General features: G+C 68.3%; 31 protein-coding genes. 15 read left to right on the top strand and 16 right to left on the bottom strand.

The features are described 5' to 3' along the window. Window positions 1–221: 221 nt before the first annotated feature. Window positions 222–566, bottom strand: coding sequence for a hypothetical protein (locus AB0G79_RS20225; protein ID WP_360808227.1), 345 nt, complete (start codon window positions 564–566; stop codon window positions 222–224). 131 nt (window positions 567–697) lie between these two features. On the opposite strand from AB0G79_RS20225, the gene AB0G79_RS20220 reads away from it, so the two are divergent. Then, entirely contained in the window at window positions 698–913 is a 216-nt protein-coding gene (locus AB0G79_RS20220) for a hypothetical protein (protein WP_360808225.1), read from the top strand. A 406-nt stretch (window positions 914–1319) separates the two neighbouring features. Here AB0G79_RS20220 and AB0G79_RS20215 read toward each other — a convergent pair whose 3' ends face one another. The 5 genes from AB0G79_RS20215 to AB0G79_RS20195 all read right to left on the bottom strand — a co-directional run bounded on the left by AB0G79_RS20215 (window position 1320) and on the right by AB0G79_RS20195 (window position 7678). Continuing rightward, window positions 1320–1460: a hypothetical protein gene (locus AB0G79_RS20215; protein ID WP_360808223.1), complete on the bottom strand. Its 141-nt coding sequence runs from the start codon at window positions 1458–1460 to the stop codon at window positions 1320–1322. Window positions 1461–1501: 41 nt separating this feature from the next. Continuing rightward, a complete protein-coding gene (locus AB0G79_RS20210) occupies window positions 1502–2506 on the bottom strand; it encodes a tyrosine-type recombinase/integrase (RefSeq protein ID WP_360808221.1) in 1005 nt (334 codons plus the stop codon). A gap of 163 nt (window positions 2507–2669) precedes the next feature. Then, window positions 2670–3014 carry a hypothetical protein gene (locus tag AB0G79_RS20205; protein WP_360808219.1) on the bottom strand — a complete coding sequence of 115 codons (345 nt, stop codon included), beginning with the start codon at window positions 3012–3014 and terminating at the stop codon, window positions 2670–2672. A gap of 69 nt (window positions 3015–3083) precedes the next feature. Continuing rightward, the gene (locus tag AB0G79_RS20200; RefSeq protein WP_360808217.1) at window positions 3084–3458 is read right to left on the bottom strand and encodes a hypothetical protein; all 375 of its coding nucleotides are present in this window, start codon (window positions 3456–3458) and stop codon (window positions 3084–3086) included. A 77-nt stretch (window positions 3459–3535) separates the two neighbouring features. Next, entirely contained in the window at window positions 3536–7678 is a 4143-nt protein-coding gene (locus tag AB0G79_RS20195; protein WP_360808215.1) for a hypothetical protein, read from the bottom strand. A gap of 574 nt (window positions 7679–8252) precedes the next feature. On the opposite strand from AB0G79_RS20195, the gene AB0G79_RS20190 reads away from it, so the two are divergent. The 3 genes from AB0G79_RS20190 (at window position 8253) to AB0G79_RS20180 (ending at window position 10460) form a co-directional block, all read left to right on the top strand. After that, window positions 8253–8954, top strand: coding sequence for an endonuclease domain-containing protein (locus tag AB0G79_RS20190; RefSeq protein WP_360808213.1), 702 nt, complete (start codon window positions 8253–8255; stop codon window positions 8952–8954). Between the two features lie 37 nt (window positions 8955–8991). Beyond that, on the top strand, window positions 8992–9585 hold the full coding sequence (locus AB0G79_RS20185; protein ID WP_360808211.1) for a hypothetical protein: 594 nt from the start codon (window positions 8992–8994) through the stop codon (window positions 9583–9585). 152 nt (window positions 9586–9737) lie between these two features. Beyond that, window positions 9738–10460, top strand: coding sequence for a hypothetical protein (locus AB0G79_RS20180; RefSeq protein WP_360808209.1), 723 nt, complete (start codon window positions 9738–9740; stop codon window positions 10458–10460). 102 nt (window positions 10461–10562) lie between these two features. Here AB0G79_RS20180 and AB0G79_RS20175 read toward each other — a convergent pair whose 3' ends face one another. Together AB0G79_RS20175 and AB0G79_RS20170 are read right to left on the bottom strand one after the other, a co-directional pair. After that, on the bottom strand, window positions 10563–10781 hold the full coding sequence (locus tag AB0G79_RS20175) for a hypothetical protein (protein ID WP_360808205.1): 219 nt from the start codon (window positions 10779–10781) through the stop codon (window positions 10563–10565). An 85-nt stretch (window positions 10782–10866) separates the two neighbouring features. Beyond that, window positions 10867–11322, bottom strand: a complete 456-nt coding sequence (locus AB0G79_RS20170) for a hypothetical protein (RefSeq protein ID WP_360808203.1) — start codon at window positions 11320–11322, stop codon at window positions 10867–10869. A gap of 119 nt (window positions 11323–11441) precedes the next feature. On the opposite strand from AB0G79_RS20170, the gene AB0G79_RS20165 reads away from it, so the two are divergent. The 3 genes from AB0G79_RS20165 to AB0G79_RS20155 all read left to right on the top strand — a co-directional run bounded on the left by AB0G79_RS20165 (window position 11442) and on the right by AB0G79_RS20155 (window position 13179). Beyond that, window positions 11442–11648: a hypothetical protein gene (locus AB0G79_RS20165; protein ID WP_360808201.1), complete on the top strand. Its 207-nt coding sequence runs from the start codon at window positions 11442–11444 to the stop codon at window positions 11646–11648. A 113-nt stretch (window positions 11649–11761) separates the two neighbouring features. Continuing rightward, window positions 11762–12691: a hypothetical protein gene (locus tag AB0G79_RS20160; RefSeq protein ID WP_360808199.1), complete on the top strand. Its 930-nt coding sequence runs from the start codon at window positions 11762–11764 to the stop codon at window positions 12689–12691. A gap of 257 nt (window positions 12692–12948) precedes the next feature. Beyond that, window positions 12949–13179, top strand: coding sequence for a hypothetical protein (locus AB0G79_RS20155; RefSeq protein WP_360808197.1), 231 nt, complete (start codon window positions 12949–12951; stop codon window positions 13177–13179). Here the strand turns inward: AB0G79_RS20155 and AB0G79_RS20150 are convergent. From AB0G79_RS20150 to AB0G79_RS20130, 5 genes are all read right to left on the bottom strand, one after another. Continuing rightward, window positions 13176–13598, bottom strand: a complete 423-nt coding sequence (locus AB0G79_RS20150; RefSeq protein ID WP_360808195.1) for a hypothetical protein — start codon at window positions 13596–13598, stop codon at window positions 13176–13178. The two genes, AB0G79_RS20155 and AB0G79_RS20150, sit on opposite strands and share 4 nt — an antisense overlap. Window positions 13599–13600: 2 nt before the next feature. Then, window positions 13601–13774 carry a hypothetical protein gene (locus AB0G79_RS20145; RefSeq protein ID WP_360808193.1) on the bottom strand — a complete coding sequence of 58 codons (174 nt, stop codon included), beginning with the start codon at window positions 13772–13774 and terminating at the stop codon, window positions 13601–13603. Between the two features lie 2 nt (window positions 13775–13776). Continuing rightward, window positions 13777–14136, bottom strand: a complete 360-nt coding sequence (locus AB0G79_RS20140) for a helix-turn-helix domain-containing protein (protein WP_360808191.1) — start codon at window positions 14134–14136, stop codon at window positions 13777–13779. Then, on the bottom strand, window positions 14133–14693 hold the full coding sequence (locus AB0G79_RS20135) for a hypothetical protein (protein ID WP_360808189.1): 561 nt from the start codon (window positions 14691–14693) through the stop codon (window positions 14133–14135). The genes AB0G79_RS20140 and AB0G79_RS20135 overlap by 4 nt, the downstream gene beginning before the upstream one ends. Before the next feature lie 512 nt (window positions 14694–15205). Next, window positions 15206–15622, bottom strand: coding sequence for a hypothetical protein (locus tag AB0G79_RS20130; protein ID WP_360808187.1), 417 nt, complete (start codon window positions 15620–15622; stop codon window positions 15206–15208). 351 nt (window positions 15623–15973) lie between these two features. Here AB0G79_RS20130 and AB0G79_RS20125 point away from each other — a divergent pair, with 351 nt between their 5' ends. Together AB0G79_RS20125 and AB0G79_RS20120 are read left to right on the top strand one after the other, a co-directional pair. Then, the gene (locus tag AB0G79_RS20125; protein ID WP_360808185.1) at window positions 15974–16249 is read left to right on the top strand and encodes a helix-turn-helix domain-containing protein; all 276 of its coding nucleotides are present in this window, start codon (window positions 15974–15976) and stop codon (window positions 16247–16249) included. Further along, window positions 16249–17559, top strand: a complete 1311-nt coding sequence (locus AB0G79_RS20120) for a site-specific integrase (protein WP_360808183.1) — start codon at window positions 16249–16251, stop codon at window positions 17557–17559. The genes AB0G79_RS20125 and AB0G79_RS20120 overlap by 1 nt, the downstream gene beginning before the upstream one ends. A gap of 42 nt (window positions 17560–17601) precedes the next feature. On the opposite strand, the gene AB0G79_RS20115 is transcribed toward AB0G79_RS20120, so the two are convergent. Continuing rightward, window positions 17602–18063, bottom strand: a complete 462-nt coding sequence (locus tag AB0G79_RS20115; protein ID WP_360808181.1) for a DUF4442 domain-containing protein — start codon at window positions 18061–18063, stop codon at window positions 17602–17604. Window positions 18064–18146: 83 nt separating this feature from the next. On the opposite strand from AB0G79_RS20115, the gene AB0G79_RS20110 reads away from it, so the two are divergent. Together AB0G79_RS20110 and AB0G79_RS20105 are read left to right on the top strand one after the other, a co-directional pair. Then, window positions 18147–19316 carry a hypothetical protein gene (locus tag AB0G79_RS20110; RefSeq protein ID WP_360808179.1) on the top strand — a complete coding sequence of 390 codons (1170 nt, stop codon included), beginning with the start codon at window positions 18147–18149 and terminating at the stop codon, window positions 19314–19316. Between the two features lie 81 nt (window positions 19317–19397). Then, window positions 19398–20756: an MFS transporter gene (locus AB0G79_RS20105; RefSeq protein WP_360808177.1), complete on the top strand. Its 1359-nt coding sequence runs from the start codon at window positions 19398–19400 to the stop codon at window positions 20754–20756. Here the strand turns inward: AB0G79_RS20105 and AB0G79_RS20100 are convergent. Both AB0G79_RS20100 and AB0G79_RS20095 read right to left on the bottom strand, forming a co-directional pair. Next, the gene (locus AB0G79_RS20100; protein ID WP_360808175.1) at window positions 20718–21563 is read right to left on the bottom strand and encodes a fused MFS/spermidine synthase; all 846 of its coding nucleotides are present in this window, start codon (window positions 21561–21563) and stop codon (window positions 20718–20720) included. The two genes, AB0G79_RS20105 and AB0G79_RS20100, sit on opposite strands and share 39 nt — an antisense overlap. 34 nt (window positions 21564–21597) lie before the next feature. Further along, window positions 21598–22326: a DNA alkylation repair protein gene (locus AB0G79_RS20095; RefSeq protein ID WP_360808173.1), complete on the bottom strand. Its 729-nt coding sequence runs from the start codon at window positions 22324–22326 to the stop codon at window positions 21598–21600. 105 nt (window positions 22327–22431) lie between these two features. Here AB0G79_RS20095 and AB0G79_RS20090 point away from each other — a divergent pair, with 105 nt between their 5' ends. The 4 genes from AB0G79_RS20090 (at window position 22432) to AB0G79_RS20075 (ending at window position 26046) form a co-directional block, all read left to right on the top strand. Beyond that, window positions 22432–23190: a TVP38/TMEM64 family protein gene (locus AB0G79_RS20090; RefSeq protein WP_360808171.1), complete on the top strand. Its 759-nt coding sequence runs from the start codon at window positions 22432–22434 to the stop codon at window positions 23188–23190. Window positions 23191–23271: 81 nt separating this feature from the next. Next, window positions 23272–24147, top strand: a complete 876-nt coding sequence (locus AB0G79_RS20085) for an undecaprenyl-diphosphate phosphatase (RefSeq protein WP_360808169.1) — start codon at window positions 23272–23274, stop codon at window positions 24145–24147. Window positions 24148–24152: 5 nt separating this feature from the next. After that, on the top strand, window positions 24153–25547 hold the full coding sequence (locus tag AB0G79_RS20080) for an MFS transporter (RefSeq protein ID WP_360808167.1): 1395 nt from the start codon (window positions 24153–24155) through the stop codon (window positions 25545–25547). A 55-nt stretch (window positions 25548–25602) separates the two neighbouring features. After that, entirely contained in the window at window positions 25603–26046 is a 444-nt protein-coding gene (locus AB0G79_RS20075) for a nuclear transport factor 2 family protein (RefSeq protein WP_360808165.1), read from the top strand. Window positions 26047–26071 lie beyond the last annotated feature (25 nt).

Here is a 26071-nt window from a genome sequence, read left to right as displayed (position 1 = left end):
GACCATCAGCTACTTCAACACCCCTGTTATCCACCCGGACATCCAGCTCGTTCCGCGTGAACTTAGCGGCCATCCCGAGAAAGCCCAGTTCGAGGACGGCCGGGCCGCCGCCATGCGACCATCGGGCAACTACAGCGGCAGCAGCCATTACCACTGAAAAACAGGAAGCCCCTCCTCTCAGCCATGGCCAACAGAGAAGAGGGGCTTCCTTGCGTACAACCTCAAAGTGAGGAAGCGGTCGTACGCGGCTCCATGACCCGCCAGGACTTCGGCAGTGAGCCCGCCGGCCGCTTCACGGTGGTCGATGAAGTCGGCTCCCCCTCGTACTTCCCGTAGGACACATCGACGTACGGCCAGTCCTGATGCAGGGCGGTGATGACGTCGATACTGCGGCCGGGGTCGAAGGTGGCGTAGCCGCCGGTCTCGCTGAACCCGAAGAAGCCGGGCGGGAACTGGGAGACCACGAGAGCAGGGTCGGCGCCCTCGGGGTAGTAGAGGTGTCCCGGGACGCCCTGGTCGGTGGAGAGGAAGACGAACGGCTGCGCGCGCTGCTTGGTACTGGTCATGGGCAACAGCCTTGCGTACACGAATTCGTGGACGATAAAGCGGACCCTGGAGATCAACCCTTATGCTCCCGCCCAGCGCGGTACCCATTCGAGGGCAGCCCTCGCCGCCGCGCTCCCCAGGAGAAGCAGACATGCAGCACAAGACTCGTACCCTCCTCGCGACAGCCGCAGCGCTCGCAGCGTTGGCCACAGTGAGCGCCTGTGGCTCCAGCAGCGCCTGCGCAGAGTACAAGGAATTCGAGCAGAACCCACCGCGCGGACTCGACGCCGGCGAGTATCTCGACAAGGGAAAGGCCCTGGCCGACGCCTGCGCGAAGGAGATAGAGAGTAAGCAGAACCAGCCCTAGGGGTTGCCCCGCACCTGGAGTCATTTTCGCGAAATTTCGGGGGTGCTTAAAGCATCCCTCCACTCCACACAGGTAAGGAGAGAGGCACCCGTAGGACAGCCCCTGACACCCGCACATGCCCAACTGCGGCTCACGCGTAGCTAATGCCTGGCTCCAAGCTCACGCACAGCCCTGTGTAGCCCCTGATGACTCAAGCCATACGTCGCTCGGGCTATGCGTAGCTAAATCCCAGCTCCGGCGCACGCCTGGCTAGAGTCAGGGAGGGCTACCGCGCATAAATCTCAAAAATCAGGCAGTGCCCTGAATCCGCAGGCGTCAAGGACTCCGGCACGTGAACTTTCTCGCAAATAAATACGCAGCAGCGGAAAGGGCCCAGCTCCGAGAAGCAAGGGCCGGCGACGCCGCGTCAGCCTCTGAGGGTGATCTCGCCCCCCAGACTCGTCGAGCAGCGGGATACGTTCTGCACGGCATTGAGGATGAGCTGCCGAATATCGTCCCGCACGGCAGCGGCGGAATCTTCGATGGTGAGGTTCACGGCGATTTTCATGGCGAAGCTTCTTCTCCTGGTGCGGCAGAAATAGCGGTGCGTCAGACGATGCCGAGGAGGGCGTTCTCCTCCCACCCGTCGCCTTCATCGAAGTACCCCTCCATGGCCTTGCTGTCGGGTGCCCAGCCGCCTTGTGCGGCGATGGCGGAGCGGTCGTTGCCCGCCTTCTTGGACTCGGTGGCGAGGCCCCGCCGGGGGCTGTGGCCGGTGGGGCGGATGTCGAGGTCGGCGATCTCGCCGCAGCGGGTGATGACGTCGCCCACGGCTACCGGGGACAGGCCGCCGGACTGGAGCGTGGTGCCCTTCGAGTGGACGCGGCGGAACGCGAAATCGTCGGGGTCGTCGAGACCGGCCGCGTCGCACCAACGGCGCCAGGAGCGCACGGGGCAGATGGAGACGTCCTGGAGAAGGGGAACCTTGACGACGCGGGGCTTCGCCTTGGACACGCGGATATCCACGACCAGACCGCGCTCGTCCTCGTCCTCAGTGATGTCGCGTACGCGGAGGTAGGCGAGCTCGTGTTCACGGCCGGCGACGGCGAAGTGCATGGTCATCAGCGAGCGGTTCCGCACGCCGAGGAGGTTGGTGGGCAGAGCCTTGGAGATGGCCTTCATGTGGCGCACCAGGAGGGCGGGGGCCTTGCCGGTGCCGCGCTGTTCGCCGGCCTTCTCCATTTCCTTCACGAGGGCCTTGAGGAGTTCGCGGGCGAGGGCACCTACGTCGGGGTCGAGCTTGAGGCGGTGCTGCTTGCGTGCGGTCACAACGACACCGGAGATCCGCCGGTCGATCGTGGACGGCGCCGTGAGCGTCCCAGCCTTCTTCCCGGGTTGCTGCCAGAGCCAGTGGACGAACGCGACGAGGGTGCCCTCTTCAACGGCCAGGAGGGGGAGACGCTTTTCCGTCGTGAACTTCCGCCAGACAGTCCAGTCCTGTTCGTATGCGTTCCTCGTGCTCTCGGGCCGCTTGCCGTCTACGACCTTCTTGGCGGCGAGCCCGACACGGGCCAGGAGTTCGCGGGTTTCACTGTCGAAGTCTTCGGGCCTCAACAGATCGTTCGATCGCGGTCCGGGCACCTCCAGCGCACCCGGCATGTCCGCCCATGTCAACAGATATCCCTTTCATTCGATTCGGCAATGCAACCCTATCAATATGGCAGCTTATTTAGGCCCCAAGCTCCCTGAGGGTGAAGCGCTGATCTTGTGGCGCGAGTCACTCCCGGTCGGCGAGCCACTCCCTCAACCAGCGCGCCAACGTCCTGGTCTCCTCGCCGGTCAGAGCCTTCGAGCCGGTTGCGAAGATCTCGCCGGCCTCCACGGCGGACCACGGGATGCGCCACCGTGTAACAGAACCATGAGCGATAGGCACCACGAGCCATTTCGCGAACGGGTCATCGGCCGCAGGATGCGCGAGCAGCATCCCGACCACGGGCCCACAGTCGGGCCGTTCCCAGCGCACGACGCGCTGATGATGCATCTGCTTCCGTGTGAGCGGTCGACTGCGGCGCGCGGTGCGCTTGGACACGGGGGCCGAGTTCTCGGCGGTAATGAGCGTCATGCACTCATGGTCGTTACGGTGATTTTTTGACGCAAGGCAGTACGGGGATGGTCGCGTCCCTGCGGCCGACTACTGAACCTCATCTTCGGGCGCAAAGAGACAGCGGGGGCGGCATGCATCCCAGGGGCAATGCGCCTCGGCCGCTTCACGGAAGCACGCCAGCGCGCGCGGGGGAGCCTGGGAGGCCGGGGAAGCCGGAGGGGGCCCCGGCTCACCGTAGCCAGCACTCAGCCACGCGATACCCGAAAGTGCCACTGTGGTCAAACCGCCCCAAACCAAGGCAATGGCTCGAACTTCTGGTTCTCCGTAGACAACGATGACGGCCAACGGCCCGCCCATCGCGATCAATGCGCACAGCCCCCGCTTTGCAGCGTCTTTGAGCGGCAGTTGATCCGTCAACCAGAACACCAGCGCTGCCCATGGAAACCACAGCAGTACTTCCATCAAATGTCCCCCTCCTGTTCCCTGAACAGCCATTGGACCGGGCGGCGCGGTACCAGCACCGCCCGGCCCCGCCGTTCCTACCTTCTGGGAGCTATCGCGTTGATGCTCTCCGCCCAGGCCGCTGCCCAGTACGCGGCCACCCCCGCCGTCACCGTCAACGCCGTCCTTCCCCGCCGCCGCGTCGGCACCGCCTCCCACGCCACCGGGCCCCAGCCGAGTTCCTCCCGTACGGCCCGCGCTTCCTCGCGGAGTTCGAGAATCTCGGCCGTCCTCAGATCGCGGGCCACCTCCGCCACGACGCGTTCAGCCTCCGCGACCGCGAGGGCCGCCACTTCCGTACCCCAGCTCTCGACGTCCTCGCGCAGTGCCGCGACCTCCGCGCGGAGTTCGGCCAGGACGTCCACCGCTCCCGGCTCCGGCTGCGGGTAGTCCATCCACGAAACCCGAGGGTCCACGGGCTTCTCCTCGACGGCCGGTCGTTCGTACTCGGCCCACGCAACCCGAGGGTCTACAGGTCGCTTCGGCACGGTCAGCGCCACCACTCCGCCGCACACGACCAGCTTCGGCACCTCTGGCACCACGTACGTCTCCAGGGCCTCGCACACCGGGACCGGGGGCAGTTCCTCAGCGACGATCCGGCGCGGCACGCCCAGCGTCACTGGACGCCCGCACACAACCAGCTCGTGTCCGCAGCCGTGGCACCGCGTACCGACCAGCTCCCGGCACCGGCACTTCGGGCACCGCTGCTTCACCGTCTCGGCGGTGACCGCGTCCAGGTCGGCGTACTTCACGTTCTGGGTGCCGCCGTCCTCCCACGCGACAAGCAGCGTCGGCACCTTCTTGAGCGGGTTCACGCTGCGCACCGCACCGCGACGGCCGCCCACACTGACGACCTCACCGGGCATTGGCCGCGACTCGCCCGCTGCCATGCGCCAAGCCGCGCGGCGCTGCTGCCGGGTGAGCGGGCCCTGTCCAGAGGTCTGCGGCTCCTCCGTCTCCTCGGTGAACTCCGGGTCGGCGGAGACTTCCAGCGGCTCCCAGTCGGTGCCGAAGCGCTCCTGAATCGCATTGCCGGGGCGGTCGATGACGAACACCCGGCGGGCGCCCTTCTGTACCCACGTACCGGTGGTCTCGCCCTCCCGCGCGGGCTGGCCGCCGGCTGGGGGCTGCACCTTTTCTTCGGCAGCGTCGGTCTTCTCGTAGACGACCTGGAAGGGTTCGGGCAGCCCATACCAGTCGCACAGCCGCTCTACCGACTCCGTCAGCGTCTCGCCCGCCTGGGACGGTACGGCGTTCTGCTCGTGGTCCTGGAGGTGGAAGGAGGACGCGCCGACCCCGGCAGGGTGGAAGCCGATGCGGCACTCAATCTCCGGGTACCCGTCGAAGGTGACCGCGCGGAGCCGGTAACCGTTGGGGTGCCTCACCCAGTCGTTGACGTCCCGCACGCGCGCGATCGTCTGCGGCTCGGCCGGGACCGGAGCGAAGCCGCGCACCCGGTGGAGATTAGTGCTCACATCGGTGAAGCCCGCGTCCCTCAGGACCTCGGCGAACTCCGCCAGCGCCTCATCCCACCGCTTGCGGTCGGCGAGCTTCCGGGGGCGGCGCGGGTCGTTGTTCAGGACCGGCACCACGTTGACAGCTTGCGACGGGTCGTTGAGGACGAAGAAGCCGTCCGGCTTGGTCGTGTCCTGGTCGTTGTCGTGGTGCCCGGCGGCGGCCAAGACCTCCTTGGTGTGCCGAAGCTCCCAGCGAAGGGCGCGGGGGCGGGGCTCGTACCGCACGGCCGTACTCTCAGGCTCAGACTCTGTGTTCTCACCATCCGGGTGCGGCTGCTGCACCACGTACCCCGGCTGCTCCTCGGGCTCCGGCTCGACGACCTCGACAGACTCGGCGGCGTGCGCGTACCACGCGGCCTCCGCCTCCGCCTGGGTCTTGAACCACCACACCTTGCGGGAATGGGCAGGGTCGATGAGCTCCAAACCGCCCTGACACGAACACGTCGCACGGAACAGGCCCGGCTTGATGATCGGATTTCCCGGGAAGATACCGCCCCGGTGATCGCCCACCTCCAGGCCCACGGGCTTCGCGAGCGCGTCCACCTGTTCCTGGGTGACCTTGACGACACGTTGGCAGTGCTCCGGAAGCGTCTGCCGCTTGCCATTCTTGTCCGTGCGGACGCCCATCACCGACATGTTCCCGTGCTCATAGATCCGCTCGACGGTATACGGGGTGATCTGCTCGAAGAAGCCCGACATGATCAGGTCGCCGGGCAGCAACGGCTTCCCTTTCGCGTCCAAGGGCAGGTTCCAAGGGTTGTCTTCCACGCGGGTCACGTCCCGCTCGTGGACGTCCCGCCGGTCGCCGCCGCCAAGCGGGATCACCTGCCATTCGCTGTGGTTCTGCCCCTTGCACACGATCTGCTGCCTGTCGTCGAGACCGGCGACGATCACGAGCTCACCCGGCTTGAAGTCGCCCCACCCCTCCGGCACCGTTACCGACTCGGGCTGCTCCTCACCCGCGACCGGCGCCCACGCACGGATAGCGTGCTTCGCGTTGGGCCACGACAGGCCCGTGCACACCTCCGCGTCACCGTGGTAGACGCTGTACTTCCCGGCCAGCTTCACGACGCGGAAGACACGGCCGTCAAAGGTCGCCGCACCGCGCCCCTTCGCGTCCTTGGGCATCTCCAGTTCAACCGGCGCGAGCTTGCCCCGGGGCTGCTCCCCCGCCTGCGGTTTCACCTTCGGTGCGCGCCCCGCCGCCTTGGCTTCCGCCTGGGCCTCGCGCTCCGCCCGGGTGAGGGGGCGCACGCCGCCGCCGCCGATCCACCGCGCGTACTGCACCAGCGCCGCGTTCGCCTTGTCGACGTTCAGCCCGTCGGTGTACTCCGCCGGGACGAGGTCCAACACCCCGCCATGGAAGGCACCGTTGCAGACCGCGACATCGTGGCCGCCGACACGTACGCGGAGCTTCGGGGTCTCGCCCCGCCCCCACTGCCAGCCGGGCTCGCACTTGGCGCACCGCACCTTGGTGGTGTCGTACAAGCCCACGAGCTCAAGGGCCGTTTTCGGAATCCGGCCGAACGCACCGCACGGAATCACGTTCTCCAACGCGTGTTCGCGGGTGACGTCCTTCTCTCCGTCCCCGTAGGCAGCGTGGTACAGCTCCACCACCCGCCCGCGCTCCGTCCGGATACGCCATTCGTCGCCCCACTGCACGACCCGCTCATATCCCGGCTCCAACTCCGTGATCTGCTGCTCCGGCGAGAAGGGGAGCGGGCCAACCAATGCCGGGTGACGCTCGAACGGGGTCGACAGCTCCGGCGTCTCTGCGATCCCCTCGGCGACAACCGGCACGTCTTCCCCCAACGCGATCTGATCGGCGCACTCGTGGCGCGCGATGTTTTCGTTCTGGCCGGAGATGCGCTCACGGCCCCGGGCAACAGATTCGGCGTCGACGACCGGCCCACCGTTGTTGGCGAGCACCGCCGACACGACGTCACGCACGCACGTACAGTCGAACTCGCCGCAGTGGTTGCACGCGCACTCGTACATGACCTCATCGCCCCACGCCTTGAGAACGTCGGCAGGGGTGCGGTCCGTCTTGGGAGCGGTACGCGGCTTGAGCTTGAGCTGCCCCTTTCCGAACGGCTTCCACTCAGGCTTGCCCTTGTCGCGCTTGACTACGGCCTTAGCCATTGCGGTACGCGTCTTCTCATGCTTGGCCAGAATTTCCGGCGACGCACAGTCGTCCGGCAGGCGAAAGAGCGAGAACGAGAGTCCCCCATCTTCCGACGTGAACGCTTCCCGCACATCGTCGGACACGTAAGGGGTCCGGCGCGGCTCGCTCGTGGCCTGCTCTTCCTTGCGCTCCGGCAGACCATTCCACTGCGCGGCAGTGCGGACCGGTATTTCGTCCGCGACCGACTCCGGCTCCGGCTCAATGGCAGCGCAGGACCGAATATCGGCGAGCACATCGGAGAGCTTCGGCCGGAATCCCTGCTTCGCCGTCTTGCCCGACAGGTGGTAAGCGCAAGAGCGGTCCGCCTTGAATCCGAGACGGCCCCGGGTCTGCTCCCACGTAAGGAGGTAGTCACGATCCCCGGCAGACGTGTGCGCCATGAGCCGGACGGACAGCGACGGGGCGCCGTACTCGTCGCGTTCGACGCCAGTCGTGTTGAGCATCCAGCCCTGCGACTGCGCGGCAGCGACCAGTTCCATAGCAGTTTTCGGAAAGCCCCCAAAAATGGCAGAGCCCCCCCGGAACGTGAGTCATTTTCGAGAAACCCCTATCGACAAGCGTCGCACTGTCGCCGGGTACCAAACCGGCGCACCCATTTGGGCGCTAGTCGATTATCTCGAAAATCCCCGAAGAGTACCAGAGAAATAGAGCAGACGCGGGGTGAAGAATGCCACGATCCAGAATATGAGAATCGCAAAATTCTGCTTAACCCTAGCCGAATGTCCAGGGTGCTCCAACCTGAGGGAAATGGGGAATATGGGCCACCCCGGCCCTTAAGTCCATTCTTCCCGGAATTCCCTGCCTGGCCTTTCGCAAAGACACCGTAAATTGCATTGTCGGCAGTGGCCCTGAGAGCAGTGTCCGGACAGTATCACCTCGGCCTCTCTGATAGTCTTTTCCGCGAGAAACCCAGTCGCACTGGACTCTCATTGCGGCGCCGGGGTACCAACCCTCCTTCAGGAGCGGCCGGCGTCGCTTCTCTTTGTCCCCGTGGAAGGCGCCCACGACAGCGGCCGGCGCCCGGTGTCAGACCTCTGCGGCATGCTGCCGCGCATGCCTTCGCTCGACGATCTCCCGGAGAACCGCCGCCTCGCGCTGATGTGGGCATACGCCCTCTTCCCCGGCCTCGGCGTACTCCACAAGCAGATGTGGACGCTGCGGTCGGACCCGTGCCAGCCTCCTCGGGTCTCGCTGCCCCCACTCACGGCCCAGCGCGGCGACGACGGCCTGTTCCATCTCCTGCGCAGGGAACGGCTGCTCTGTTCCCGCCCGCTCCCGCCAGGGGCACCACACTGGTACACGCCCGGACACCGACCGAGGGAACTCCGCCTCCTCGCCGATTCGGTGATCGACCCGGTACACGTAGAACTCGATCTGCGGTGCACGGCCGGGATGGACTACTCCGACCAGATGCACAACTGGCCGCCGCCACCAGCGAAGACCCCATCCATCCGCCGCCTGCGCATGGCGCTGATCGAGACCCTCGGACCGGACTGCCACCTCTGCGGCCTGTACCCCGGCAGGATGGTCGACCACGACCACATCACCGGTCGCGTACGCGGACTCCTGTGCGCCCTGTGCAACAAGAGCGCCGACCTCTGCCTCCACCTCGCCGGCTGTCCGCAGGCGAAGTATCTGAACCAGCCGCCGGCCGCCCACCTGATGCTCGACTATCCCAAGAAGGAGGAGTACCGGCAGAAGCATCATGACGCGAAGGTCGCAATCCTCGGCTTCGATCCGTTCGACCGGCCGTGAGCGCGGCGGCCGGCATCACGGCTGGCACACTGCCGCCATGTACTCGACATGGACCGTGTTCGCCGCCGAGAAGGCCGCCAGCTTCGACTGGACACCTGCGTGGGCGCTGGGAGGCGTGTTCCTCACTGGGTTCTTCGGGCTCGCTGTCCAGCGGGGCCAGCGGAAGGCGGCGAAGGAGCAGGCCGAAGTCCAGGCGGCCCGCGACCTCAGCAAGTGGCACCGGGAGTTGCGCCGCACCTCGTACGTGGACTGCGTCGTCACGTACGAGAAGTTCCGCGACATGGTCGAGCCCCTCGGCAAGGCCCTACCCTGGCCCGTCAGCGCGCCTCTGAGCGGCGAGAAGGCGGCGGAACTCGACGCCCTCATCGTCACGCTGGACGAGCGCTATGTGGAGCTGTTCCAGAAGTGCCAGATCGTTCGGCTTGAGGGACCTGCGGCCCTCGCACACACCGCCCAGGGGCTGATCCTCTCCGCAGCGGACTTCCGGCACGCCACGAGGGAGAGATCCGAAGCGGCGCGAGCGGGGACCGGCAACGCCGAGGTGTCCACCTGGAACTCCTCGACCGAGGACATGAGGCGCACCCTGGAGGAGTTCATCGAGACGGCACGAAGCGTGATCGCGGTTGACTGATTCTCTCCGGCTCTGGCACCCGATGCGCCGAGCAGGTGACTTCTTCCCACGTCCGCGAGTCGGAGCCGTGGGCAGCTCGTTGACCGGGTATGGCGAAAACTCCCGCTCCTCCGGGCGCCTTGCGCTCGAAGGGCATCACCGACCGCGTACACATGCCCGTCGAGATGGCCTCCAACATCGCGCGGTTCCTCGCCACCGGGACCTTCCCACCCGACGAGGTCGAGCTGGCCACCGCGCACGCCGCGCAACTGCGGGAGTTGCTGCGACCGCACTGCGGCTTCGGGTACGCCTACAGCCGCTACCCCAGTCAGCGCCAGGAAGGCTGCTCCATCGCCGTCGACGACGCGGGGCAACGCTGCGAGGAGCACTCCACGTGGCCCCGGTGGGATGGCTCCGACCCAGACCCGGAGCGCTGCCCCGGCATCCCTTTGCACGGTGAGGGAACGACCTGGGTCGCGGAGGGTGCTGCGGTGCGTGTGTGGGGCGAGACATTCGAGGCAAACGAATCGACGACGGTGACGACCACGCGGTGCCCGTATCCCCGACGCCCAGATGGTTCCCCATGCCCACTGCACGACCCACGCCCAGAAGACCTATGCGGCTGGGGCGCAGCCGATGGCGAGGAGGCATGCACGGAGATCACCGCCTTGTACGGCTGTCCTCACCATCGCCTCGATCGCCTGGCAGCGGCCGGCGCCGAGATCCGGCTTTCGGTGTCATGCCCGCAATGCAACGCGGCAGCAGGCAGCCCCTGCACTGGACGCCCTGAGGCGTACAACGGGAACGTCCACGCGGCCCGGAGGAAGAAGACCGAGAAGCAGGTCGAGGAGATCCGCCGCTCGCTGCCATCAGCGCCTCCGCTGAATCGCTCCTGACGGCCAGTACAGGCTTCCTCACGCGGGCGCTGCCGGGCTTCGCGCCCTGCGCCGCTGTCTGTTCCCCACCCACACGCCGGAAGGCTGTCATCGTGGCGTCGGCTAGAGCGCATTTCGCCGTGCGGTCAGGTCGCTATCGGAGTAAACGCGCACCGCCTCAGCAAACCGGTTGAGCGCGACGGCCACCTTCTCCAGCGCCCGCTCGGTCTCCTGCCGCTCCTCGTCCGGGTTCGGAAGGATGACGCCCGTCTCGGTACAGCCGGGCGCAGCCGGTACGAGCACTCGCCCGTCGTCCTGCAAGATTCCGCCATCGCGGATCATCGTGATCGCGTTGCGGCGCAGCTTCCGCAGGCGGTTGAACGAGTCGTTGCAGACGTGCCTAACCTCCTGTGCAGCTGACAGCAGCTCATCGGATCCCCCCGATCACCGCCAGCCGTGCGACTACTCGGCGCAAGTCGTTGATTGATGGAGGCTCCGCCGGGATCGTCTCTTGGACGCTCTGATCGCCGTGGTTGTCGGGGGAGAGGAGAGACCTGATCCGGACCAGCACCCTGTGGATGTTGTTGACCCTGATCGACTGAATCACTGCCCATGCCCCATCGAGGTAGTCCAGGGTCAGCGTCAGCAACTCTTCGTAGGCGGCCCTCTGCTCGGCCCGCCGCTCCATGACGTATGCGCCGTCGATCTGCGCGTATGCGGCCTCGGCCCCTGCCGACCGCGTCGCACGCGCCTGAGCCAGTGCACCCTCGACCGCTGCGGCGGCCGTCCTGCGGGCGGCGACCAGCACCAACCAACCGCCGAGTAGAGACGTAGTCACCCCAGCGCCAGCGCCGATCAGCGCCGCGAGTACCGCAGAGTCCATCGCACCATCCTGTACCGACAAGTTCAACCGTCAAGCTGCTTACGGCACTCACACACGCTCGTTTGAGCGTTCCTGGCGGTGAGTGGGAGTCGGCACCTGGTCTCGCGGTTGCCTTGACCGTGAGCAACGAAAACGAGTTGATCACCATCGAGATCCGGGGACGCGAGCAGGTCGCCGTGGAAGCGGCCGAGAAGGTCGCGGCACTGTTCCTCTCCAGCGGTCCGGGCCGGCCGTACCGGATGCCGAGCAAGGACGAGGTCCGGGTCCTGGTTTACGTGAACGCGCAACGCGGTCCCGAAGCGGGTGGAGTCCCCGAGCCCGAGTGAGCTCGGAGCTTGAGTTCTGGGCACTTCACGTATGTGTCGTGACAGTTCGTGGGCCGACATCCAGGCCGACCATACGCGGAGTCAGATCAGGTGGGCGCCCGTACCCTCTCGTCATGAGCGTTGACGAGATTCCGCAGGGCGAAGAGATCCAGTTGATGGCCGTGCCCATCACGGAGGAGTTCGCGGAAGCCGCAGCCGAGGTGCTTCGGGGGTACCGAGAGCTGGTTGAGAAGTGCGTCGGACATCCAGAGCCGACCGAGGGTTCCCCCTTCATGGCGGAGGTCGCCAGGATCAACACCACTCCGGACCCGCTCGGCACGGCGCGAGGATCGCTTCATGCAATGCTGGTGGAGATTGCGGGCATGTCCTTCGACACCGCCATCGACCATATGCGGGCTCTGGAGCACGACATAGTCCGGAAGCCCCCGCCAGTCTGGTCGACCTTGGTCATGGCCCGCGCCGTGTTGGAGAGTGCTCTCCTCGTTGACTACCTCTTCGATCCGTCGATCTCTGGCGCACTTCGGCTGGCCAGGTGTGCCGGGCTGTGGCGCAAGGACACGGACCACAGGACCAATCTCGCGAAGGTGCTGGAGCGGGAGGACGAGGTAACGGAGGTGGATGCCTACGTCACGAAGGCACTGGACGAGTGCAACATCGTTGCTCGCCATAACGCCAAGGGGAAGCTCACCGGGTACAGCGCGGACAGCGAGGTTTCGCCCCTCGATTACAACATCACGGAGCGGGCGAAGGGCCGCCTGCCCTCGTGGATGCCGATGCCCTACGGCTTGCTCTCGGGTGCGGCCCACAGCCGGCCCTGGATGACCAACCGTGCACGGGTCGTCGCGGAAGATGGAAGCGGTCTCGTTGGCGAGGCCGCCACCGTCATGACCGCAGTCATGGTTGCTATGGCGTCGATGGAGATGTGCCTCAGGGCCTTGCAGGGCTACTTCGGCTACGCACTGGACACCGCCCTGGCCGAACTGGACGATTATCGGAAGCTCATGTCATTGCGTCTCATCGGCCTGGCACACGCATCGGGGTAGTTCTGGAGCCTGCCGCAGGATTCACCGTGGCCGAATTGGCGGTACCTGACCCGCTACCAATGTCACGTGGTCAAGGACCTCCGGCGGGGCCTCGTAGCGGCCGCCTTCTTCTGACACGCGACCGGCTGACCGGACGTGACGCTCGCGTACGAGCCCGCCGCCTGACCCTCCACTACGTAGCCCCCGTTCCCGTCGAGCGACGGCTCGTTCGCCGCGAACGCGGCTTCGGTGTCAGCGGCGTACGCCATCCTGGGTCCATGAAGATGCCCCGCATCAACTGCCCCGACTGCGGTCGGGATGTCGCCGCGATCCCCGCCGGCGTCGGACAGTGGAAAGTCATCAGGCACGACCACCCCGGGATGCACCGCGATTTCAAGGGCGCCCTCGTGTCGTGCAGCGCCTCGCTCCGGCCGGTGGAGCTGGCAGACGTCCACCAGCTCCTCCTCCCCGAGCAGAGCACCGAGAAGGAGGACCTGGCGCTCTTCTAGACGCCAGTTGGTCGCAATGGACCGCACTTGGAGGGCATCCGCGACACGAAGGTGCCCCCGGACTGCTGGAGGACCACACACCACTCCCGCAGTGGCAGCGGCTCCACGGCCCGCAGGAACGATCCTCCGCTGACCCACATGTTGCGGTACCTGACGGCACCGCCGCTCGCGGCGATGTCAACCCTGACTCCGTCGAGCACGGGGCGACGCTCGGTGTAGAAGCGCCCGCGCTCGTGGACCCTCACCCGGAACTGGCCGCCGAGGAGGATCAGGTCGTCCTGACGCAGGTATTTCGTCGCCATCACCTCAGCCGCACCTGCGGCCTCCCTGGTGAAGTGGGCGATCCGATCGCGGGCACTGCGGGTTGCCCGGCGGTGGTACCAGTCGAGTACAGCCGCATCGGAGATCTCGTTCGTCATGGCTACTGCTCCTTCGTGTCTTCATCGAGCTGGATCGAGACCATCGCGTCGGCATCGACCAGGAGGTGACCCGGCGGCGGCTGATACGTCCCGGGGTCGATGCCGTCGAGTGCGACCTCGGCGAGAAATGCGCCGGTGTAGAGATCCTCGGGCGGCTGCTCGGGGTAGTCGGTCACCGTCAGGCCGCCGAAGGGAACATCGGGATGAGCTCCGCCACCGGGCCCTCGTAGTACGGGTCTTCCTCGTCAGGGGTGAGCGCGAAGAGATAAGCCGGGTTGATGAGCCACAGACGGCGGTCCTTCTGCCGGACGACGTCCGCCTCCTCCAGCTCCGCCGCAGCGCGGGACACCGTCGCCTGTGACATCCGAATGCCTTTCGCGATCGTCGACTGAGATGGTCCGATCACGGTTCCGTTCTTGCGCCGGTTCTGGTGCCCGAGCAGCCAGAACAGCACTTTGTACGCGGATGGGGTGAGGTCGAACCGGAGGTCGGGGGCAAGGGGGTTGAAGGCCGGGGCAAGCTGGCAGCGAGGTTTCATGCTGCTCTCCTAGAACGATTCGCCTGGGGGCGCCTTCTTGGAGCAATATCGTCCCACGAACTCGGGTTATTGACCTTCCCATACGAGGTCAGATGGAAGAGGTCAGGCACTCCTGGAGGGACCTTCCGGAGCGCTTCCTGGTGTGCCTCTCCGTTCCCGTTGAACATCCAACGCGGATTCAGCATCCAGGCATCACCTGGCAGCGGATAGATGAATCCGCTGCCCTCCAGGACGGCGAATGAGCGGTGCAGCGCCCGCAGACTCATCCCCACGTGCGCCGCGAACCTTTTCTTCGACCCCACACACGTCATGCCGTGCTCGGTGCGCGATCTCCGGCGGATGAGGTGACCCAGAAGCTTCCTGTCGTTATTTGTGAACTTGCAGACGTCCATCAGCTCCCACGCCGCGTCACTCAGGGTTCCGTAGGGAGTGGCACGGTAGTCGATGCGAGAACTGGACATCTTGACCTCGGTGACGCGCTCCTCGCGCATTTCACCGGTCGCCTTGTCGACCGTACTCCGGTCGTAGGACTGCTTCTTCGCGTATCCGAACGTCATGCTCTTCCTCCGGGAAAGGTGACTCTGCCTGACGACCGACCATCCATTAGAGGAACGGCAGCCGTTCCATCTGGCATCACCCTATGCACCGATGCAAGGAATGAGGAAGCCGGTGCAGAAATGGTTTTCCTGCGGAAAATCCCAGCCGACTTACCAGAAGTGCCAGATTTGGCACTGCCAGTTACTCCCTGGTGCCAAATCTGGCACCCTCGAACTGCCGCTCGCCCAGTGTTCCCAAGAGTTCTGTTCGGCGCCCTCTTAAAGCGAAGCTAAATGGGGTGCGGTTCTCACGACATCAAGCGGCTGGCCATCTGCTCCGGCGGGGATGCTCCTCCACTCCCTCCGGTCGTGGCCGTACGCCCCGCTCCCTCCGGTCGCTTCGGGCATCCGGCAGTCGGGTCTTGGAACACGGTGAGGTCCGGGAAGCGACCGGAGGGAGCGGGGACCTCACCCACGACCGGAGGGAGTGAAGGGGCATCATCTCCTCCCAGGAGCCTCACCGAGAGGCCCGACTAGACCCAGCCGAGACTGCGGCAGTGCGTCACGATGGAGCCGTACTCGCCCAGCGCCGGAGGCAGCAACGCCCAAGCGGTTCCCGCTTGCCCGATCCGGCCGGCGACAATGCCTCCCACGGCATCACGGAGCGCTTCAACCAGGTAGCCGTGCCTCACGGTCACCCGCTTCACCCTGGCCTCCTTGACGGGCACCCGAAGGCCCCCGGCGTCGAGGTGGGGCCGATCCCTCTCGACTCGCTCCAGCGCCGCCGCGTCGCACACCACGGCCGGCTGCGGCTTGCCGAACCCGTCGTCCCAGGACTCCAGATACTCCAACGGCCGGAAGGCGACCAGCACCTCGCGGACTCGGGCCGGGCGGAATTCAGGGGCGTCGATTTCGGCACCGGAAGAAAGGGGGGTGGTCGTCGAGGACACGCTAACCTCCGAGGAGTTGGGAGCCGCTACGTCGGTCATGTTGCGGGCTGCGGCCCCCTTACGTGGCACTACCCCGGAGCACACCAAAGGGTGAGACACCTCCGGATTGCAGTCAGCGCAAGGTAAACCCTCCGAGAGTTCACCCGTCTGCCACAGGTGGGGGCGTGTCGCTCCAGGAAGCCCATCGTGCGCTCATCGCACAATCGCCCATTCGGCTCCGCGACAGCTCCCCCGCCCCCGTGATCTGCTCGTCACGGCTCTGCGAGGCGAATAGCCCGGCACAACTGCCGCGAACGTCGTCGAGGCGCAAGTGGTGCGCGCCCTGGGGTCGGAGCGGTAAGGAACCCGCCAATGCCCCAAGACATCAAGCCTGATGGCTTGAATCATTCATCGAGTCGCGCACGTGGTGATCAGGTGTGGACCACTGCCCAGGCCGCCGCCTTCCTGCGGGTCGCGCCGAAGACGCTGCGCAACTGGCGCTGCATCGGTCGCGGACCCGCCTACGAAGTCCACCAAGGGCACAGAGGCGTGCTGTACCGCCCATCCGTCGTGCGGGCGTGGCAGAAGACCAACACGCGGGTCGTCGACCCGGAGAAGCGGCTGCGCGCCGCGAGGAGGGGAATCTGATGGTGGCCGTCTCGGTCTTTGACCGATGGCACAAGGCCCGGCCGAGGCCGGGTGAGAGAACCTGCACCCACCAGGAAAAGGGAAATCGACTGGTCCCGTCCGCCGATCACGGCAAGGGGCGACGATGGCAGGTGCGTTATCGCGATCCCGATGGCGAGCAGCGGCGCCCGGCCTTCGAGACGAAGGGCGAGGCAGACGCGCACCGCGACGCGGTCGCGCACAAACTGCGCTCGGGGACGTACCTGCGGCCAGAGGCGAAAGGGGTCACGCTTGAGGCGTACGGCACGCAGTGGCTCGCAGGCCGCCGTGGCGACATCGCGACGCTGGACACCTACGACCGGCACCTACGTCTGCATGTGCACCCCATCCTCGGCGACCGGATCATCTCGTCGCTGACGCCGAAGGACATCCGGGAGTGGACGAAGTGCCTGATGGCGAATTCCACGCACTCAGAGTCGATCTACAGCACGCTGTCGACGCTGCTGACCGCAGCGGTCGACGACAAGCTCCTGCCATCGAACCCATGCAAGGCGGAGTCGCTCGCGCCACTGCGTCCGAAGAATCGGCAGCGGGCCGCCAATAACGGTCCGGTGAAAGTGTGGGCGGACCCGGTGACGTCGGCGGTGATCCAAGCGCTCCCCCAGCGCTACCGCGCCAAGGGATTCCTGGGTGCGGGAGCCGCGCTGCGGCCGGCGGAGCTGATCGGTTTCTCCCCCGATGATGTGGACTTCGAGGGCGGCTGGGTGGACGTCGTCCGCCAGGTCCAATGGGTCAAGGGGTCCGGCTTGTGCTACAAGCTCCCGAAGTTCGGCAAGGTGCGTCGCGCACCGCTCTCCGGGGGTCTGGCTGACGTCCTGCGGCTGCACGCGGAGGCGTTTCCTCCGGTGGAGGTGCTGCTCCCCTGGTACGACCCACACGCGAAGCCTGGCAAGGAGTTCCGGCCCCGAGTGGTGCGGCTGATGTTCTACACCCCGCAGCTCAAGGTGGTCAGCTCGAAGGTGTTCAACGCGGACCACTGGAAACCCGCTCTGGTGGACGCGGGGGTCATCCCGGACACGCCGGGCCCCGGCGACACCAAGTACATGGCCTCGCCGGAGAACGGCGTGCGGATGCTCCGGCACATCTGTGCAACCCGGTGGGTCGAGTCGGGCGAGTCACCCGTGGACGTAGCGGACTGGCTAGGACACGAGAATCCGCTGATCACGTTTGAGCGTTACGTCCACGGCCGGAACGGAGCCGGCGATCGCGGGTCTCTCGCCACCGACGCCTTCGTGTCCGCTACGCTGCGCGCAACGACACTCAGTCACTGAGAGGAGATGGGACCGGTGCGGGACCTACACCCGCCGTTCGGCTCATTTCCCCAGGTCATTAGGTCGAAGCGTCCACGTCACGGTCATCTCGCCGGTGACGGCGCCGTCCTCGCGGGTGATGTCGATGTGGACCGGGAACTCGGGGCGCTCGCCCGCGTCGAGTTCGGCGACGACCTCGGCGGCGGGGCGGCCGAGGGTGGCGGTGGCGGTGACGACGCCCATGGCCAGCTTCTTGTAGCCGATCTCGGCCCGGACGGCGAGGGGGACGGCGCGGCTGAGCTGGTCGCCGAAGGCGGCGAGGACGATGGCGCCGCTGGCGGACTCGGCCAGGGTGAACATCGCTCCGGCGTGGGGGCCGCCGACGTGGTTGTGGTAGGCGGACTGGTCCGGCAGGCGCACGACGGCGCGCTCGGCGGTGGTCTCCAGGAACTCCAGGTTGAGGGTTCCGGCCATGGGAACCGTGGCGGCGAGCATCTCGCCGACGGTCATCTGGTCTGCGCTCATGGACCGCGATGTTACCCATCGGTAGCAGGCTTGGCCATCCCTCTCGTGGTCCTGCCGCCCCCACACCTCTATCGTTACTGGCCATGTGGCCAGGACAGCAGCCGCCCGGGGGCGAGCAGAACCCGCAGGACCAGAGTCAGAACCCGTACCAGCAGGCGGGATACCAGCAGCCGAACCCGTACCAGCAGCCGCCGGCCCAGCCCGGATACCCGCAGCAGCCGCCGACGCAGCCGGGGTACCCACAGGGGACGTACGGCCAGCAGGGGTACGGGCAGCAGGGCGCCGAGCAACAGGGCTACGGCCAGCAGGGCTACCCGCAGCAACAGCCGTACGGGCAGCCGAACCCGTACCAGCAGCCGACCGTCCCGCAGTACGCGGTCCCGGGTCAGGTGACCGTCCAGCAGGGCGGCCCCGGGGGCCCCGGCGGCAAGAAGAGGACGACCCTCGTGGCGATCGTCGCCGCGACCGCCGTCGTCGTCGCGGCCGGCGTCACCGGCTTCCTCGTCCTCTCGAAGGACGACGAGAAGACCCCGACCGCTGCCGACCAGAAGCCGACCGCGCCGGCGAGCCCCAGCACGCCCGCGTCCGCCGAGCCCTCGGCCGGCACCGAGTCCTCGGCGCCGCCGCTGGACAACCCGCGCGACGGCGCCGCGCTCCAGCCCACGATTCCGGGCTGGAAGGTCGTCATGAACCCCAAGTACGGCACGCTGTTCGACGTACCGCCGGAGTGGGAGGTGCTGAAGCCCGGGATGATCACCGCGTTCGAGGACGAGAAGAAGAACGACGGCAGCCCGCTCATCACGATGACCAGCCCCGGCCGGCTGAAGAGCAAGTGGTGCACCTTCGACGTCGACAAGAACGGCTCGGCGGAGTCCTGGAGCCTGGGCACCGCCGGCACCAAGGGCGGCCAGGGCGCCAAGAGCACCTCGGACGCCGCGTACGGCGAGGCCGGTTCGTGGGCCTGGGGCGGCTACGCGCAGCACATGCCGAAGAGCACCATCAAGATCGCTAAGGCCGTCCCGTACACCACGGCCTCCGGTCTCAAGGGCAGCATGTCCACCGCGGCCGCTCCCGGGGTCAAGAAGCGCAACAAGTGCGAGACCGACGGCAAGGCGACCGCCTTCACCTTCAAGAACGCCGCCGGTGACTTCACGACCTGGGTGTTCTACGGCGTCGACGGCGTCAAGGACGAGGTGCCCGACGCCACCATCCGCAAGATCCTCTCCACGGTCAGGCTCACGCCGAAGTCCTGACCGGGACGGAACCGGACAGATCGAACCGATCAACCGACTATCGGTTTGGCAGGAGGGGGAGGCGGCAGGGATAGTCCCGGAGTGACGACTCCCGCCGCCTCCCCCGAACCGGCCCTCCGGCCCGCGCGCTCCCGACGTCCCGAGTGGGCGGGCCGCAACTACCTCCTGCTCACCGCGGCCACCGTGGTGACCAACCTCGGCGCGCACGGCGCCCTGATCGCCACCACCTGGGCGGTCTTCGAGACCGGCGGCAGCGCGAGCGACGCGGGACTCGTCGCGATGGCCCGCTTCCTGCCGCTCGTCCTCTTCCTGCTCATCGGCGGCGCGGTCGCCGACCGCATACCCCGGCACCGCGTGATGGTCGCCGCCAACGCCCTCAACTGCGTCTCGCAGGCCGTGTTCGCCGCCCTCGTCCTCTCGGGCACGGCGCAGCTCTGGCACATGATGGTCCTCACCGCCCTCTGCGGCACCGGGCAGGCCTTCTTCAACCCGGCCGCCGAGGGCATGCTCATGAGCAGCGTCACCGGGGAACAGGCCGGCCGGGCCTTCGCCGTCTACCGGATGGCCATGCAGGGCGCCACGATCGGCGGCGCCGCCCTCGGCGGCGCCCTCGTCGCCTTCGTCGGCCCCGGCTGGGTCCTCGCGATCGACGCGCTCGCCTTCGCCGTCGCCGGCGGACTGCGCGCCTTCCTCGACGCGAGCGGCACGCCCGAGCGGGCCCCCAGCGGCGGGCTCCTCGCGGACCTGAGGGAAGGCTGGCAGGAGTTCGTCAGCCGGCCCTGGCTCTGGTCGATCGTCGCCCAGTTCTCGGTGGTCGTGGGTCTGATCGGCGCGGTCGAGGCGGTCTTCGGACCGCTCGTCGCCCGCGACGAGCTGGGCGGTTCACGCCCCTGGGGCGTGGCGCTCGCCGCGTTCGGCGTGGGCACGGTCCTGGGCGCGATCCTCATGACCCGGTGGAAGCCCCGCCGGATGCTCTTCGTCGGCAGCCTCTGCGTCTTTCCCATCGCGCTGCCCTCGGCGGCGCTCGCCGTCCCGCTCGACGCGGCCGGGCTCACGGCGGCGATGTTCGTCAGCGGCGTGGCCCTGGAGGTCTTCGGCGTCTCCTGGATGACGGCCCTCCACCAGGAGATCCCGGAGGACAAGCTGTCCCGCGTCTCGGCCTACGACTGGTTCGGCTCGACCGCCCTGCTGCCGGTGACCACCGCGCTCGCGGGCCCCGCCGAGGCCGCGTTCGGACGGAGCGAGGCGCTGTGGGGCGCGGCGACCCTGATGGTCGTCGTCACGGCGCTCGTCCTCCTCGTACCGGACGTACGCAATCTGACCCGGCGTGCGTCCACGGAGCAGGAGCAGAAGGCCGAGGAGGCCGATACGGCGGACGAGGACGAGCCCGCGCCGCTCGTCTCAGCCGATGCCGAAGGCGCCCTCGGGCGGAACGGGTGACGGCACGGCGCCGTCGTCGGTGACCGGCGCGGCGTCGCCGGTGAACCGGTCGAGCGCCAGGCCGTGCTCCACGCGCGCGGGGAAGGCGTCCGCCGCCGCCCTGCGGGCGAGCCGGGCGAGGTCGATCTCGCGGTCCGACGCGACCAGGACCGCGTTCCCGAAGCGCCGCCCGCGCAGCACGGCCGGTTCGGCGACGAGCGCGAGCTCGGGGAAGACGGTGGCGAAGGTGGCGAGCTGCGAGCGGAGGAAGGGGAAGGGCGCGCCGTCGGCCAGGTTGGCGGCGTAGATCCCGCCCGGCCGCAGGACGCGGCGGACCTCGCGGGCGTACTCGACGGAGGTGAGGTGCGCGGGGACCCGCGAGCCGCCGAAGACGTCGCCGACGACGAGGTCGGCGGAGTCGTCCGGGGCCGCCTCCAGCCACGCCCGCGCGTCCGCGCCGTGCACGGTGATCCCCGAGCCCTCGGGCAGCGGCAGGTGCTCGGCGACCAGGTCGAGGAGGCCGAGGTCCGCCTCGACGACGTCCTGGCGGGAGCCGGGCCGGGTGACGGAGACGTACCGGGGCAGCGAGAGCGCGCCGCCACCCAGGTGGAGGACGTCGAGCGGCTCGCCCGACCCGGCGGCCCCGTCGACGACGTGTGCGAGGCGGAGCGCGTACTCGAACTCCAGGTACGAGGGGTCGTCGAGGTCGACGTACGACTGGGGCGCTCCGTCGACCGTCAGGAGCCAGGCCCGCTCGCGGTCCACGTCGGGCATGAGGCGCGCGGTGCCGTGGTCGACCTCGCGCAGTACGGGGATCTGCTCGTTCACGCTCTCATTGTGCGCCGGGCACCGGGAAGGGTCCTCACCCGAGGTTCTTCAGGGCCTCGCGGACGGAGAGCGGGGAGAGCAGGGAGCGGTTGCCGGCGACGAAGGCGCGGACCTCGCCGGGGGCCGTCTTGCCGTACTCGCGCAGGCTCCAGCCGATGGCCTTGCGGACGAAGAAGTCGGGGTGGGCCGCGCGGCGCAGGCAGTAGGCGAAGAGCCGGTCCGCGTCGGTGTCCGCCTTGTAGCGGAGCTGGTGGAGGAGGGCGGTGCGGGCCACCCACAGGTCCTCGTCCTCGATCCACTCGTCCATCCTGGCCGCGAGGGCGGGGTCGGCAGCGACGAGCCCGCCGACGACGTGCGCGGCGAGGTGGTCGACCGTGTCCCACCAGGAGACGGTGGTGACGAGCCGGCGGGCGACCGGGAGGAAGCCCGAGGAGCAGCGCTTCACGTGGCGGCGGAGGTAGTCGACGGCGAAGTAGTGGTACTCGCGCTCGGGCAGGGCGAAGCAGCGCAGGGCGACGGCGGCGCAGTCGTCCTCGTCGGGCCGCGGCGTGCCGTCGAGGACGGTACGGGAGAGGGCACGGCGCTCGGGGGTGCGGACGCCGAGGAAGGGGGCGACGCCCTTCATGTACGCGACCATCTCCTGCGCCCGGAAGGGGTTGCCCGCGGCGGGGTAGACGGTGGTGAGCCGGTCCATGACGGTGTCGGCGAGATCACTCGCCGGCGGCGGGATCGCGGCGGGGATCGGGGACGCTGCGTCGGACATGGGGCACCTCTCGGTCACGGCACGCCCTGTTCCACCGGACCACCGCCCCAACGGACATGACGCACATTACGGCGATCATACGGACCCTTCCGTTACTCTCCCCGAATGCTCGCTCCCGTGCCCCGGCCGCCGGGCTCCCTCGCCGTCCGCGCCTCCCAGGTCCTCCTGTCGCCCCGTTCGCGGCTCTCCGCGCTCGCGCTGCTGCTGCTCACCGCGGCGGGCCTCGTGCTCCTGTACGAGCCGCAGCGCCTGCTGTCCTCGGGCTGGCCGGCGCAGACGAACGGCGCCGGAGCGGTGCTGCTGTTCGGTCTCGCGTACGGCGTGTGCACGGCGGCGTTCGTGCCGCGCCCGGTCCTCAACCTCGCGGCGGGGGCGCTCTTCGGTTCCGCCTTCGGTCTGACGGCGGCGGTGGCGGGGACGGTGCTCGGCGCCGGGATCTCCTTCACGCTCGGCCGCTTCCTCGGCCAGGACGCGCTGCGCCCGTTCGTCCGGGGCCGCTGGCTGACCGCGGCGGACGGGCAGCTGAGCGAGCACGCCTTCCGCTCGATGCTGGCCGTCCGGCTCTTCCCCGGCGTGCCCTTCGCGGCGGCCAACTACTGCGCGGCCGTCTCCCGCATGCGGTACCTGCCGTTCCTCCTCGCGACGGCCATCGGCACGGTCCCCAACACGGCGGCGTACGTGATCGCGGGCGCTCGGGCGGGCGAGCCGGGCTCGCCCGCCTTCCTCTTCTCCGCCGGGTTCATCGTCCTGTCGGGCCTCGGCGCGGCGGTCGTGGCCTGGCGCAAGCGGCACGCCCTGCGCGGGGGCGCTCCGCTGCCCGTCCAGGCCTCCGAACGGTCTCCCGAACCCGTGGGCACGGCCTGATCACGGGCCGGTCATCTCGGGACGGTACGCTGCGCTCGACCTTCTGACGGCACACGTACATAACGGGACGGCATTGGCCCCATGAGTTGGTTCGAATCGTTCATCCTCGGACTCGTACAGGGGCTGACGGAGTTCCTCCCGATCTCGTCCAGCGCGCACCTGCGCCTCACGGCGGCCTTCGCCGGCTGGGAGGACCCGGGAGCGGCGTTCACCGCGATCACCCAGATCGGCACGGAGACCGCCGTCCTCATCTACTTCCGCAAGGACATCGCGCGGATCGTCACGGCCTGGTTCCGGTCGCTCACCGACAAGGCGATGCGCTCGGACCACGACGCCCAGATGGGCTGGCTGGTCATCGTGGGCTCGATCCCGATCGGCGTCCTCGGCGTCACGCTCAAGGACCAGATCGAGGGCCCCTTCCGCGACCTGCGGGTGACCGCCACCATGCTGATCGTCATGGGCATCGTGCTCGGCATCGCCGACCGGCTGGCCGCCCGCGACGAGGCCGGCGGGAAGCACCGCGTGGTCCGCGACCGCAAGACGCTCACCGACCTCAGCGTGAAGGACGGCCTGATCTTCGGGCTCTGCCAGGCGATGGCGCTGGTCCCGGGCGTCTCCCGCTCGGGAGCGACGATCTCCGGCGGTCTGCTCATGGGCTACACGCGCGAGTCCGCCGCACGCTACTCGTTCCTCCTGGCGATCCCGGCCGTCCTCGCCTCGGGTGTCTTCGAGCTGAAGGACGCGACCGAGGGGGGACACGTCTCCTGGGGTCCGACGATCTTCGCGACGGTCATCGCCTTCGGCGTCGGCTACGCGGTGATCGCCTGGTTCATGAAGTTCATCACCACCAAGTCCTTCATGCCCTTCGTCATCTACCGGATCGCGCTCGGCGTCCTGCTCATCGTCCTCGTCGCCACCGGCGTCCTGAGCCCCCACGCGGGCGAGTCCGCCGGCTGACCGGCGTGCGGGGGCGGGGGTCGGCGTTCGGGCTGCTGCAGGCCGCGGGGTTCTGCGGCGGCGTCGCCACCCGCTGTCTGGAGATCGCCGTCGCCTGGTGGGTCCTGGCCGAGACGGGCGACGTGGCGCTCCTCGGTCTGGTGCTCGGCGTCGGGATCGCCGCCGACGTGTTCTCGCGCGGCGCCCTGGGCTGGGTCGGCGACCGGTTCCCCGCGCGTCGGGTGATCCTCGTCTGCTTCCTCGGCTCGGCCGTGGTGAGCGGCGGGCTCGCGGGCCTGGCGTTCTCGGGGGCGTACGCGCTCGGCCCCGTCCTGGCGGGGGTCGCGCTCCTCGGCGTGGGCCTCGGGCTCCGCGAACCGCTCCTGACGTCCACGATCCGCAGCGTGGTGGACGTGTCCTCGGTGGCCGGGGCGGTGCGGGTGCGGAGCGCGATGACCTCGCTGTCGTCGTTCGCCGGTCCCGTCGCCGCGGGCGCCCTGATCGGCCCGCTCGGCCATGCGGCGGTGCTCGCCCTGGCGTGCGCGGTGGTGACGGTCTGCGCGGTGCTGGTCTCCGTACTCCGGCTGCCCGGGGCTCCCTCGGCACGGGACACGGCTTCCGTGGCGGACACGGCTTCCGTACGGGAGACGACTTCCGTACGGGAGACGGCTTCCGTACGGGAGACGGCTTCCGTACGGGACAAGGCGGCGGCCTCGTGGGCGGCGGACGCGCTCGCCGGTTTCCGGGCCATCCGTCGGGTCGTCCCCGAGTGGCGCCTCGCGCTCCTCGCCATGGCGGTGGACTTCGCGCTCTTCCCCGTCTTCGCCGTGGTGATCCCGGCTCTGGTCGCCTCCCACCACCCGTCCGGCACGTGGGTCCTGAGCGTCGTCGAGTCGGCCTTCGCGGTCGGCATGATCCTCGGCAGCGCCTTCTTCGTGCGCCGGGTGAACGAGGCGCTGGGGCGGAACCGCACGGTGCCGCTCGGCTTCGCGGCGCTCGGCGCGGGCTTCGTCGGGACCGGCGCGGCCGCCGCCCTGACCGGCGCGGACGCGCCCCTCGCCTTCACCGTGACCGCCTCGCTGTTCATGGCCGTCTCCGGGACCGGGCTCTGCATGGTGACCGTGAACACGGGGACGGTCCGGCTCCTGGCGACCCCGTCGGAGTTCCGGAACCGGATGGTCGCCGCCGCCTCCTTCCTCTCCGGGATCGTGATGCCGCTGGGATCGCTGGCCAGTGGTCTGATCGCCCGGACCTCGGACGAGTGGCTCGCGCTCGTCGCCCTCGGCGGGATCATCTGCCTGTGCGCGGCGCTCGCCGCGGTGGACCGGGCGGTGACCCGCTTCCTCGGCATGCCGGACGAGGAGCTGGACGACGCGTACGTCCGGGCGTACCCGCACGCCTTCGGCGCCGCCTCCCGTTGATCCGGCTTCGCGCACGCCTCTTGGCGCCACGCGTCCGCTGCCCGAGACTTGGTCGATGACGCAGCGCGTGGACCTCGCGAACGTGATGGACCGGATCGCCGTGGACGACCTCGTCACCGGGTACGCGGCGGCCGTGGACGATGCCGACTGGGACGCCTACCGCGCCCTCTTCACCCCCGACGGCCGGGCGGACTACCGGGGCTCGGGAGGGGTCGAGGGTCCCGCCGGCGAGGTGGCCGACTGGCTCGCCGAGGCGATGACCCTCTTTCCCGTACGCCAGCACCTCATCGTGAACCGGCGGGTCCTCTTCCGTGAGGCGGGCGGGTACCAGGCGCCCGGGGACGCGGCGGAGATCCGGGCCGACTACGTGAACCCGATGCGCTTCGCCACCGGCGAGGACTTCGTCTGCGGGGGCCGCTACGCCTTCGCGGCCCTGCGCACCCCGGACGGCTGGCGCCTGAGCTCCGTCGTCGTGGACGAACGCTGGCGCCGTCACTGACGGACACTGGGGTCATCGAGGCCCA

Source organism: Streptomyces sp. NPDC020807, from assembly GCF_040641575.1.
GTDB lineage: Bacteria > Actinomycetota > Actinomycetes > Streptomycetales > Streptomycetaceae > Streptomyces.
This window is presented reverse-complemented; position numbering and strand designations above follow the sequence as displayed.

What these genes read in the sequence shown, in the direction of transcription:
- AB0G79_RS20225 (WP_360808227.1), bottom strand. Translation starts at nt 566, where the DNA reads ATGACCAGTACCAAGCAGCGCGCGCAGCCGTTCGTCTTCCTCTCCACC.
- AB0G79_RS20220 (WP_360808225.1), top strand. Translation starts at nt 698, where the DNA reads ATGCAGCACAAGACTCGTACCCTCCTCGCGACAGCCGCAGCGCTCGCA.
- AB0G79_RS20215 (WP_360808223.1), bottom strand. Translation starts at nt 1,460, where the DNA reads ATGAAAATCGCCGTGAACCTCACCATCGAAGATTCCGCCGCTGCCGTG.
- AB0G79_RS20205 (WP_360808219.1), bottom strand. Translation starts at nt 3,014, where the DNA reads ATGACGCTCATTACCGCCGAGAACTCGGCCCCCGTGTCCAAGCGCACC.
- AB0G79_RS20200 (WP_360808217.1), bottom strand. Translation starts at nt 3,458, where the DNA reads ATGGAAGTACTGCTGTGGTTTCCATGGGCAGCGCTGGTGTTCTGGTTG.
- AB0G79_RS20195 (WP_360808215.1), bottom strand. Translation starts at nt 7,678, where the DNA reads ATGGAACTGGTCGCTGCCGCGCAGTCGCAGGGCTGGATGCTCAACACG.
- AB0G79_RS20190 (WP_360808213.1), top strand. Translation starts at nt 8,253, where the DNA reads ATGCCTTCGCTCGACGATCTCCCGGAGAACCGCCGCCTCGCGCTGATG.
- AB0G79_RS20185 (WP_360808211.1), top strand. Translation starts at nt 8,992, where the DNA reads ATGTACTCGACATGGACCGTGTTCGCCGCCGAGAAGGCCGCCAGCTTC.
- AB0G79_RS20180 (WP_360808209.1), top strand. Translation starts at nt 9,738, where the DNA reads ATGCCCGTCGAGATGGCCTCCAACATCGCGCGGTTCCTCGCCACCGGG.
- AB0G79_RS20175 (WP_360808205.1), bottom strand. Translation starts at nt 10,781, where the DNA reads ATGATCCGCGATGGCGGAATCTTGCAGGACGACGGGCGAGTGCTCGTA.
- AB0G79_RS20170 (WP_360808203.1), bottom strand. Translation starts at nt 11,322, where the DNA reads ATGGACTCTGCGGTACTCGCGGCGCTGATCGGCGCTGGCGCTGGGGTG.
- AB0G79_RS20160 (WP_360808199.1), top strand. Translation starts at nt 11,762, where the DNA reads ATGAGCGTTGACGAGATTCCGCAGGGCGAAGAGATCCAGTTGATGGCC.
- AB0G79_RS20155 (WP_360808197.1), top strand. Translation starts at nt 12,949, where the DNA reads ATGAAGATGCCCCGCATCAACTGCCCCGACTGCGGTCGGGATGTCGCC.
- AB0G79_RS20150 (WP_360808195.1), bottom strand. Translation starts at nt 13,598, where the DNA reads ATGACGAACGAGATCTCCGATGCGGCTGTACTCGACTGGTACCACCGC.
- AB0G79_RS20140 (WP_360808191.1), bottom strand. Translation starts at nt 14,136, where the DNA reads ATGAAACCTCGCTGCCAGCTTGCCCCGGCCTTCAACCCCCTTGCCCCC.
- AB0G79_RS20135 (WP_360808189.1), bottom strand. Translation starts at nt 14,693, where the DNA reads ATGACGTTCGGATACGCGAAGAAGCAGTCCTACGACCGGAGTACGGTC.
- AB0G79_RS20125 (WP_360808185.1), top strand. Translation starts at nt 15,974, where the DNA reads ATGCCCCAAGACATCAAGCCTGATGGCTTGAATCATTCATCGAGTCGC.
- AB0G79_RS20120 (WP_360808183.1), top strand. Translation starts at nt 16,249, where the DNA reads ATGGTGGCCGTCTCGGTCTTTGACCGATGGCACAAGGCCCGGCCGAGG.
- AB0G79_RS20115 (WP_360808181.1), bottom strand. Translation starts at nt 18,063, where the DNA reads ATGAGCGCAGACCAGATGACCGTCGGCGAGATGCTCGCCGCCACGGTT.
- AB0G79_RS20110 (WP_360808179.1), top strand. Translation starts at nt 18,147, where the DNA reads ATGTGGCCAGGACAGCAGCCGCCCGGGGGCGAGCAGAACCCGCAGGAC.
- AB0G79_RS20095 (WP_360808173.1), bottom strand. Translation starts at nt 22,326, where the DNA reads ATGTCCGACGCAGCGTCCCCGATCCCCGCCGCGATCCCGCCGCCGGCG.
- AB0G79_RS20090 (WP_360808171.1), top strand. Translation starts at nt 22,432, where the DNA reads ATGCTCGCTCCCGTGCCCCGGCCGCCGGGCTCCCTCGCCGTCCGCGCC.
- AB0G79_RS20085 (WP_360808169.1), top strand. Translation starts at nt 23,272, where the DNA reads ATGAGTTGGTTCGAATCGTTCATCCTCGGACTCGTACAGGGGCTGACG.
- AB0G79_RS20075 (WP_360808165.1), top strand. Translation starts at nt 25,603, where the DNA reads ATGACGCAGCGCGTGGACCTCGCGAACGTGATGGACCGGATCGCCGTG.